At 68.7% G+C, this 9,187-nt stretch carries 10 protein-coding genes; 3 read left to right on the top strand and 7 right to left on the bottom strand.

The genetic code is table 11. From position 1 onward, the window contains the following. Nucleotides 1–510: glycosyl hydrolase family 65 protein (locus tag JOZ00_RS12770; protein WP_293344318.1), on the top strand; the 510-nt coding region annotated here is incomplete at its 5' end. 1 nt (nucleotide 511) lies between these two features. On the opposite strand, the gene JOZ00_RS12765 is transcribed toward JOZ00_RS12770, so the two are convergent. Next, nucleotides 512–1,078, bottom strand: coding sequence for a TetR/AcrR family transcriptional regulator (locus tag JOZ00_RS12765; RefSeq protein ID WP_293344317.1), 567 nt, complete (start codon nucleotides 1,076–1,078; stop codon nucleotides 512–514). A gap of 64 nt (nucleotides 1,079–1,142) precedes the next feature. On the opposite strand from JOZ00_RS12765, the gene JOZ00_RS12760 reads away from it, so the two are divergent. After that, the gene (locus JOZ00_RS12760; RefSeq protein WP_293344316.1) at nucleotides 1,143–2,054 is read left to right on the top strand and encodes a TauD/TfdA family dioxygenase; all 912 of its coding nucleotides are present in this window, start codon (nucleotides 1,143–1,145) and stop codon (nucleotides 2,052–2,054) included. Here JOZ00_RS12760 and JOZ00_RS12755 read toward each other — a convergent pair. Genes JOZ00_RS12755 through guaB form a run of 3 tightly spaced genes read right to left on the bottom strand, consistent with a single transcriptional unit; the run spans nucleotide 2,051 to nucleotide 6,592 of the window. After that, the gene (locus JOZ00_RS12755; RefSeq protein WP_293344315.1) at nucleotides 2,051–3,796 is read right to left on the bottom strand and encodes a GMC family oxidoreductase; all 1,746 of its coding nucleotides are present in this window, start codon (nucleotides 3,794–3,796) and stop codon (nucleotides 2,051–2,053) included. The two genes, JOZ00_RS12760 and JOZ00_RS12755, sit on opposite strands and share 4 nt — an antisense overlap. 52 nt (nucleotides 3,797–3,848) lie before the next feature. Beyond that, on the bottom strand, nucleotides 3,849–4,976 hold the full coding sequence (locus JOZ00_RS12750; protein ID WP_293344319.1) for a GuaB3 family IMP dehydrogenase-related protein: 1,128 nt from the start codon (nucleotides 4,974–4,976) through the stop codon (nucleotides 3,849–3,851). 14 nt (nucleotides 4,977–4,990) lie between these two features. Next, complete coding sequence (guaB, locus tag JOZ00_RS12745) at nucleotides 4,991–6,592, bottom strand: IMP dehydrogenase (RefSeq protein WP_293344314.1); 1,602 nt, start codon at nucleotides 6,590–6,592, stop codon at nucleotides 4,991–4,993. Between the two features lie 161 nt (nucleotides 6,593–6,753). Between guaB and JOZ00_RS12740 the strand changes: the two genes are divergently transcribed. Then, nucleotides 6,754–7,167 (top strand): DUF5319 domain-containing protein, encoded by a 414-nt coding sequence (locus JOZ00_RS12740; RefSeq protein ID WP_293344313.1) that lies wholly within the window; start codon nucleotides 6,754–6,756, stop codon nucleotides 7,165–7,167. A gap of 1 nt (nucleotide 7,168) precedes the next feature. Here JOZ00_RS12740 and JOZ00_RS12735 read toward each other — a convergent pair whose 3' ends face one another. The 3 genes from JOZ00_RS12735 to JOZ00_RS12725 form a co-directional block, all read right to left on the bottom strand. After that, nucleotides 7,169–7,927 (bottom strand): anti-sigma-D factor RsdA, encoded by a 759-nt coding sequence (locus tag JOZ00_RS12735; RefSeq protein WP_293344312.1) that lies wholly within the window; start codon nucleotides 7,925–7,927, stop codon nucleotides 7,169–7,171. Beyond that, nucleotides 7,914–8,501: a sigma-70 family RNA polymerase sigma factor gene (locus JOZ00_RS12730; protein ID WP_293344311.1), complete on the bottom strand. Its 588-nt coding sequence runs from the start codon at nucleotides 8,499–8,501 to the stop codon at nucleotides 7,914–7,916. Before JOZ00_RS12730 ends, JOZ00_RS12735 begins: the two co-directional genes overlap by 14 nt. 89 nt (nucleotides 8,502–8,590) lie before the next feature. After that, a partial coding sequence (locus JOZ00_RS12725; protein WP_293344310.1) for a hypothetical protein occupies nucleotides 8,591–9,187 on the bottom strand: 597 nt, incomplete at its 5' end.

Below are 9,187 nucleotides of genomic sequence, written 5' to 3'. Positions count from 1 at the left end.
CTGTCGGCCTGCACCCAGGCGGTGATGTGCGCGGAGGTCGGGCATCTGGAGCTGGCCCACGACTACGCCTACGAAGCCGCCCTGATCGATCTGCGCGACCTGCACAGCAACACCCGCGACGGGCTGCACATGGCGTCGCTGGCCGGCGCGTGGATGGCGCTGGTCAATGGTTTCGGCGGCCTACGCGACGACGAGGGCATCCTGGCGCTGGATCCCCAGCTGCCCGACGGCATTACCCGGCTGAGGTTTCGGCTGCGGTGGCGCGACTTTCGGGTGACGGTGGACGCCAACCACTCCGACGTCACCTACACCCTGCGCGACGGACCCGGCGGCGAGTTGACGATCCGGCACGCGGGCGAGGAGATCGTCCTGAGCACGGAGAAGCCCACGACCATCGAAGTGCGGCGGCGCAAGCCCCTGCTGCCGGCCCCGCCGCAGCCACCGGGCCGTGAGCCGCTGCACCGCCGCACGCTGGCGCGCGACGTGGCGGCCTACGGCGCGGCCCAATAGTTCACTGCGGTCCCAGAATCCGTCCCACCTCGGCGGTCACAGACTCCTGTAGTTCGCCTTCCGGCAGGTCCTCAATCCCGGTGGCCGTGCGCAGGATCGGCGCGAACAGGCGCCAACAGAATTGCAGCGCAAGGGCATTGGCGACAGCGAGCCGCGCGCGCGTCTCGTCGTCGTAATCCGGCAGCACCATGTCGAGCAGTGCCGCGATGTTGGGGAAGCGCTTCTGCAGCTGTCCCGCCGGATAACCGTCGAGCACGGTGCGGGCCATCACCCGCATCTGACGGTCGAGCGCCTGTTCGATGGTGTCGGGGCCCGCTTCGGTGCGCAACAGTTCGGTCAGCGTGGCGCCCAGGTGATCGAGCACGGCGCCCACCAAGTTCTCTTTGGTGCCGAAGTGCCGGAACACCAAGCCGTGGTTGACGTTGGATCGTGCCGCGATGTCGCGGATCGACGTGGCGGCCGGACCGCGCTCGGCGAACAGGTCGGTGGCGGCGGCCAGGATCGCCGCGGCGACTTCCGTCCGCCCGGTTGGTGTTTTTCCGCGGCCTGTTGCGGAGGCTGTAGTCATGTGACTACACTACCAAATGTAGTCAGTTGACTACACCCATTACACTGAAGGAATCGACGAACAAATGACAGGTCAGATCACCGTCACCAAGCTGGGAAGCCGGATCGGCGCCCGGATCGACGGGGTGCGCCTCGCCGGCGACCTCGACGAGGCCGCGGTCGAGAAGATTCACCAGGCGCTGTTGGCCCACAAGGTCGTCTTCTTCCGCCACCAGCACCACCTCGATGACCAGCAGCAGCTCGCGTTCGCACGGCTGTTGGGCACGCCGATCGGGCATCCGGCCGCATCCGTGCTGTCGGCCGACAACGCGCCGATCATCACGCCGATCAACTCCGAATTCGGCAAGGCCACCCGCTGGCACACCGACGTCACGTTCGCGGCCAACTATCCGGCCGCCTCGATCCTGCGGGCCGTCACGCTCCCCCGCTACGGCGGCTCGACGCTGTGGGCCTCCACCGCGGCGGCATACGACGAACTGCCCGAGCCGCTCAAAGCCCTGGTCGAGAACCTGTGGGCGGTGCACTCGAACCGGTATGACTACGTGACCACGGACTTCGAGGGCGGGCTGACCGAGGCGCAGCGCGCGTTCCGGCAGGCGTTCGAGAAGCGGGAGTTCCGCACCGAGCATCCCGTCGTGCGGGTGCACCCGGAGACCGGTGAACGCACCCTGCTGGCCGGCGACTTCGTGCGCAACTTCGTCGGCTTGGAAAGCCACGAGTCGAACGTGCTGCTGGAACTGCTTCAACGGCGAATTACCGTGCCGGAGAACACCATTCGATGGAACTGGATGCCCGGCGACGTTGCCATGTGGGACAACCGCGCAACCCAGCACCGGGCGATCGACGATTACGACGACCAGCCGCGGCTGATGCACCGGGTCACGTTGATGGGCGATGTGCCCGTCAACGTGCACGGCGAGCGCAGCCGGGTGGTCAGCGGCGCACCGCTCGAGGCGATCGAGGTAATCGCGAGCTAGCCGGCGTCGGCCGCGGAGCGGACCGGGCTGATCGGCAACCAGCGCAGCGCGCCGGGCGCGCCGTCCGGCACCACGGGGTGCCCGGGAGGGATCGGATCCAGCCGGCGATAGGGCTGGCCCTGCGCGGGGCGCAGATCGGCCTCGCCCTTGTTCGGCCACAGCGAGGCGGCCCGCTCGGCCTGCGCGGTGATGGACAGCGACGGGTTGACACCCAGGTTCGCCGAGATCGCCGAGCCATCCACCACGAACATCGTCGGGTAGTTGTAGACCCGGTGATAGGGGTCGATGACCCCGTGCTCGGGGCCGTCGCCGATCACCGCGCCGCCGAGGAAGTGCGCGGTCAGCGGGATGTTGAACAGCTCGCCCCAGGTGCCGCCGGCCACGCCGTCGATCTTCTCCGCGATGCGCCGCGTGACCTCGTTGCCCGCCGGGATCCAGGTCGGGTTCGGCTCGCCGTGCCCCTGCTTGCTGGTGTACCAGCGGATGCCGAGCTTCCCGCGTTTGGTGAACGTGGTGATCGAGTTGTCCAGGTGCTGCATCACCAGCGCGATCATCGTGCGCTCGCTCCACTGGCGGGGATTGAGCAGCCGCATGATGCCGCGCGGGTCCTCGCGCGCGCTCTTGACCAGCTGCCGCCAGCGGGGCACGTCGGTGCCCTCGGGGCCTGGGCCGTCGGTCATCAGCGTCTGCAGCAGGCCCATCGCGTTGGAGCCCTTGCCGTAGCGGCACGGTTCGACGTGGGTGTCCGACGTCGGGTGGATCGACGACGTGATCGCCACTCCGTGGGTGAGATCCAGCTCCGGGGAGACCTCGAGGCGGCCGGCGCCGACGATGGATTCGGAGTTGGTCCGGGTGAGCACGCCGAGCTTCTCGGACAGGCGCGGCAGCCGGCCCGTGTCCTTCATCTTGAACAGCAGGTGCTGCGTGCCCCAGGTGCCCGCGGCCAGGATCAGATGCGTCGCGGTGTAGGTCCGCCGATCGCGGCGCAGCCAGCTGCCGGTGCGCACGGTGCGCACCTCCCACGGCCCGTCGGGCCGCTGCTCGAAGCTCTTCACCGTCGTCATCGGATGCACTTGGGCGCCCGCCGATTCCGCGAGGCCGAGGTAGTTCTTCAGCAGCGTGTTCTTGGCGCCGTAGCGGCAGCCCGTCATGCAGCAACCGCACTCCAGGCAGCCGGTGCGTTCGGGGCCGGCGCCGCCGAAGTACGGGTCCGGCACCGTCTTGCCCGGGGTCTTGGTGCCGTCGGGCCCGAAGAACACCCCCACCGGGGTCGGCACCCAGGTGTCGCCGCATCCCATGTCGTCGGCGACGGCCTTCATGACGCGGTCGGCGTCGGTGACCGTGGGGTTCTCGACCACGCCGAGCATGCGCCGCGCCTGGTCGTAGTGGGGCATCAGTTCGCTACGCCAATCGGTGATATGCGACCACTGCCGGTCGGCGAAGAACGGGTCCGGCGGCACGTACAGCGTGTTCGCGTAGTTGAGCGAACCGCCGCCCACCCCGGCGCCGGCGAGGATCATCACGTTCTTCAGCGGGTGGATGCGCTGGATGCCGTAGCAACCCAGCCTCGGCGCCCACAGAAACTTGCGGAGGTCCCAGGACGTCTCGGCGAACTCCTCGTCGGAGAAGCGGCGCCCGGCCTCCAATACGCCGACGCGATAACCCTTTTCCGTCAGTCGCAATGCGCTGACGCTGCCCCCAAAACCCGAACCGATGATCAGGACGTCGTAATCCGGCCTCATCGGACCAGTATGGCCTTACCGGCCGGTAACGAGCCAGCGACCCCCGCGCGGGTCAGCTGCCGACCGTCAGGCCCACCTTCTGGAATTCCTTGAGATCGCAGTAGCCGGCCTTGGCCATTGATCGGCGCAGGCCACCGACCAGATTCAGGGAGCCGAACGGGTCGTCGGACGGCCCGTTGAGGACCTGCTCCAGCGACGGGCGTTCGCCGACGGCGATCTGCATCAGGGCGCCGCGCGGCAACGACGGGTGTGCGGCGGCGTTCGGCCAGAACCACCCCTCGCCAAGCGCCTCGGCGCTTTCGGCCAACGGCGTGCCCAGCATCACCGCGTCGGCACCGCAGGCGATGGCCTTGGCCAGTTCGCCGGAGGTGTGAATGTCACCGTCGGCCAGCACGTGCACGTACCGCCCGCCGGTCTCGTCGAGGTATTCGCGCCGCGCGGCCGCGGCGTCGGCGATCGCGGTGGCCATCGGCACGCTGATGCCCAACACCTCGTCGCTGGTGGTCACCCCCTGGGTGGAGCCGTAGCCAACGAGGACGCCGGCCGCGCCGGTGCGCATCAGGTGCAACGCAGTGCGGTGGTCGAGGACCCCGCCGGCGACCACCGGCACGTCGAGTTCGGAGATGAACGTTTTCAGGTTCAGTGGTTCACCGTCGCTGGCCACCCGCTCGGCGGAGACGATCGTGCCCTGGATGACGAGCAGGTCGATGCCGGCCTGCAGCAACACCGGGGTGAGCGCCTGGGCGTTCTGCGGGCTGACGCGGACCGCGGTGGTCACCCCGGCCTCCCGGATGCGGGCTACCGCCGAGCCCAGCAGGTCGGGGTTCAGCGGCGCGGCGTGCAGCTCCTGCAGCAGCCGGATCGCGGCCGACGGCTCGGGTTCCTTGCTGGCGGCCTCGACCAACTGCGCGATCTTGGGCGCGACGTCGGCGTGCCGCCCGATCAGCCCTTCGCCGTTGAGGACGCCGAGTCCGCCGAGCCGGCCCAGCTCGATCGCGAACTCCGGTGACACCAGGGCGTCGGTGGGGTGGGCAACCACCGGGATCTCGAAGCGGTAGGCGTCCAGCTGCCACGCCGTCGTGACGTCCTGCGACGAGCGGGTCCGCCGCGACGGGACGATGCTGATTTCGCTGAGCTCAAAGGTGCGACGGGCGTTGCGGCCCATCCCGATTTCGACCATGGCCAGTTCGCTGTTCACCGGGCGTAGTAGTTGGGCGCTTCGACCGTCATGGCGACGTCGTGGGGGTGGCTTTCGCGCAGGCCGGCCGCTGTGATCCGGACGAACTGGGCCTGGTGCAGCGCCTCGATGGTGGGCGATCCGGTGTATCCCATCGCCGCGCGCAGGCCGCCGGTCAGCTGATGGATCACCGAGGACAGCGGGCCGCGGAACGGCACTCGGCCCTCGATGCCTTCGGGCACCAGCTTGTCCTCGGACAACGCGTCGTCGGCGAAGTAGCGGTCCTTGGAGTACGACCTGCCAGTGCCCCCACCCCCGCTGCGTCCCGCCATCGCGCCGAGTGACCCCATGCCGCGGTAACTCTTGAATTGCTTGCCGTTGACGAAGATCAGCTCGCCGGGGGCCTCGGCGGTACCGGCCAGCAACGAGCCGAGCATGGCCGTCGAGGCGCCCGCCGCCAGCGCCTTGGCGATATCGCCGGAGTACTGCAGCCCGCCGTCGGCGATCACCGGCACGCCCGCCGGGCCGCACGCCGCGACGGCTTCCAGTATCGCGGTGATCTGTGGCGCGCCGACGCCGGCGACCACCCGGGTGGTGCAGATCGAACCGGGTCCGACGCCCACCTTCACCGCGTCCGCGCCGGCCTGGACCAGGGCCGCGGCCGCCGACCGGGTCGCGACGTTGCCGCCGATCACCTCGACCTTCTCGCCGACCTCGGCCTTGAGTTTGCCGACCATGTCGAGCACCGTGCGGTTGTGCGCGTGCGCGGTGTCGACGATCAACACGTCGGCCCCGGCGTCGACCAGCATCATCGCCCGGACCCAGGCGTCGCCCCCGACGCCGACGGCGGCGCCGACCAGCAGCCGGCCGTCGCTGTCCTTGGTGGCCAGCGGGTGCTGCTCGGTCTTGACGAAGTCTTTGACGGTGATCAGCCCGGTCAGCCGGCCGTGGCCGTCGACGATGGGCAGCTTCTCGATCTTGTTGCGGCGCAACAGGCCCAGCGCCGCGTCGGCGCTGACACCCTCCTGGGCGGTGATCAGCGGGGCTTTCGTCATCACCTCGGCGACCTGCCTGGTCGGGTCGACCTCGAAGCGCAGATCGCGGTTGGTGATGATGCCGACCAGCGCGCCGGAGTCGTCGACCACCGGCAGACCGGAGATGCGGAACTTGGCGCACAGCGCCTCAACCTGAGCCAGCGTGTTGTCCGGCCGGCAGGTGACCGGGTCGGTGACCATGCCGGCCTCAGAACGCTTGACCATTTCGACCTGGCCGGCCTGTTCGGCCACCGGCAGATTGCGGTGCAGCACACCCATGCCGCCCGCCCGGGCCATCGCGATGGCCATCCGCGACTCGGTGACGGTGTCCATCGCCGAGCTGACCAGCGGCACCTTGAGCCTGATCTTCTTGGTGAGCTGGCTGGACGTATCCGCAGTGGCGGGAACCACATCGGAAGCGGCGGGAAGCAGCAACACGTCGTCGAAGGTGAGCCCAAGCATGGCTACCTTGTTCGGGTTGTCGCCCCCCGTGGGCACCGGATCATCGGCCAGCCCCGCTACGCGCACGTAGGGGCTGCCGACGAGGTCGGAGCTGTCTTCCAGGTGGGACATGCCACGGGTCATCGGTGGGGCCCTCCATGCGATGCGACGTGAGATTCCCATCCTATCGGCTCGATTGCCCACCGACGCGCTTGCAAGGGCGTGCCGCGAGCGCCAAACGGCACGGAAACGGTGGGTAGCTCCCTGCTGGCGTTATCCGGGCCCGGCTGCGTAGGCTAGGGGGCGTGCGCGACCACCTCCCCCCGGGTTTGCCACCCGACCCGTTCGCCGATGACCCTTGCGACCCGTCGGCGGCGCTGGAAGCCGTAGAGCCAGGGCAGCCGCTGGACCAGCAGGAGCGGATGGCGGTCGAGGCCGATTTGGCGGATCTGGCCGTCTATGAGGCGCTGTTGGCACACAAAGGCATTCGCGGGCTGGTCGTGTGCTGCGACGAGTGCCAGCAGGATCACTACCACGATTGGGACATGCTGCGGGCCAACCTGCTGCAGCTGCTGATCGACGGCACCGTCCGCCCGCACGAACCCGCTTATGACCCCGAGCCGGATGCCTACGTGACGTGGGATTACTGCCGGGGATACGCCGACGCCTCGCTCAACGAAGCGACGTCGGACGCCGACGGTTTCGGCCGCCGAATCTGATTTACGGAGTGCCCGGTACCATCGCGGACGGCGTCTGGCCGTGATCGTGATGCCGGTGCTTGCTCCACGACTGCGGTGGCGACGAGGTCACTGATCCACTCGCCGACGGACTCGACGGCGAGAACGTCGTCGGCGGCGCGGCGGTCGGAGTCGGGGTCCACGACGGTGTCGTCGAGGCGACCGGCAACGTCGCATCCGGATTGCGCGTTTCGATCTTGACGTTCATCAGAGCCAACTGATTGGCCAGGTCCTGTTTGCTGGCGGGGTCGCTGATCGACTGCACCATGCTGCTGACCTCGGCCAACTGGGTTTGGGCCTGGTCCCACTGGCCTCGGTCGATCGACTCCTGCACCTTCGCCAGATCAGCCTTGGCGGACAACATGACCTGCTTTTCGTTGACCCGTGGCTGGTCGAAGAACATCGCGTGGATCCCGTACAGCGCGTCGCCCTGGTGCGCCTCGACCACCATCGCGCCGAAGCCGCTCATGACCAGCAGCGCCGCGGCAACCGATCCGATGGTCGCCAGGCCGCGACGGCCCCGTCCGCGCTCGGCCAATCCGGCTCGCAGCGCTCCGACCGCCTCCTCGGGCGTGACCAGGGCGCTGGCCGGCGGCCACCTCAAGTTGTCGCGCCAGTCCTCGAGGAGAGTGGTCAACGCGTTGGCGTCGGGATCGTCGACATCCACCGGCCTTCGCCCGGCGAGCGCGTCGAGAAGTAGGTCGGTGTGAGCGAATTCGTCCAGGGATTCAGGCACAGTCACCTGCCGCAACCATCTCGGATTTCAGTCTTGTCAGCGCACGATGCTGAGCCACTCGGACCGCTCCCGTGGTGCTGCCCACTGCCGCCGCGGTCTCCTCGGCGGACAGGCCGACGACGACCCGCAGGATCAGGATCTCGCGCTGCTTGGCGGGCAGGATCTCCAGCAATTCGCTCATGCGGCTGACCGAATCGGCCTCAATGGCCCGCTGTTCCGGTCCCGCGTCGGACGACCATCGCTCGGGAATCGTTTCGGCGGGATACGAGAGATCACGGCCGGCGGCCCGATGAGCGTCCGCCACCTTATGAGCCGCGATGCCGTATAGAAAGGCCAGGAACGGTCTTCCCCGATCCCGATATCGCGGCAACGCCGTGATGGTTGCCAAGCACACCTCCTGCGCCACGTCATCCGCTGACAGGCCGCCCCGTTCGACTGTGCCGACTCGCGCCCGGCAATATCGCACGACAATCGGACGGATGGTCTCCAGCACCTCCCGGAGTGCGTTGTGGTCTCCTGCCACGGCCCGAGAAACCACAGCGTCCAGACGCTCGCCTTGACGCTCGCCTTGAATTGTCATCGACGGCGGTATCTCCAACGTTACGAACCGGGCACATCGCGGGCATTGGGGCTAACTAACGCCCTGACAATAACGGGCAAAAGGCCGTTTCAAGCGGAACGCCACGTTCCACCGGCGCGCCGCACCTGGCCTGCGCAGACATCGCGAATTTCGTGCAGCTGTTGTGCCGAAAACGCGACGCTTCCGATATCGATCAGCAAGCAGGCCAACGCCCACCGCAGGGGGATCAGCCCGAATCGGGCGGTGGCATCGAGCGCCGCGTCCGCCACGGCGCCGGCGCGCTCGACCGCGCCGGCGCTGCACAGCGCCGCTGCCATCACCACCTCGCTCTTCACCCGGTGCCGCACCGAAGCGACGGCCATCTCCCCCGCCAGCTCGATCCCCGCGGTGGCATGCGCGACGGCGGAATCGCCGTCGCCGCAAGCCATCGCGAGTTCAGCGGCCACCCAACGCCGGCGCACGCCGATCCGGTCGGGCACGACCGGATCGGCGCCCAGATCGGCGTCGACGCGGGCCAGCAGCGTCGCCGCCGCCGCGAGGCGGCCGACGCCCAGCGCGTCGGCCGCCAGTCCGGTCAGGGCATCGGCGCGCGCCTCGGGGTCGTCGCCGGCCAACGCGAGGGCACGGCCATCCCAGCCCCGGGCCAGGGCGTGCCAACCGAGTTGGCGCAGAAAGGATCCCTGCGT

This window comes from Mycobacterium sp., from assembly GCF_019243155.1.
Classification (GTDB): Bacteria; Actinomycetota; Actinomycetes; order Mycobacteriales; family Mycobacteriaceae; genus Mycobacterium.
This window is presented reverse-complemented; position numbering and strand designations above follow the sequence as displayed.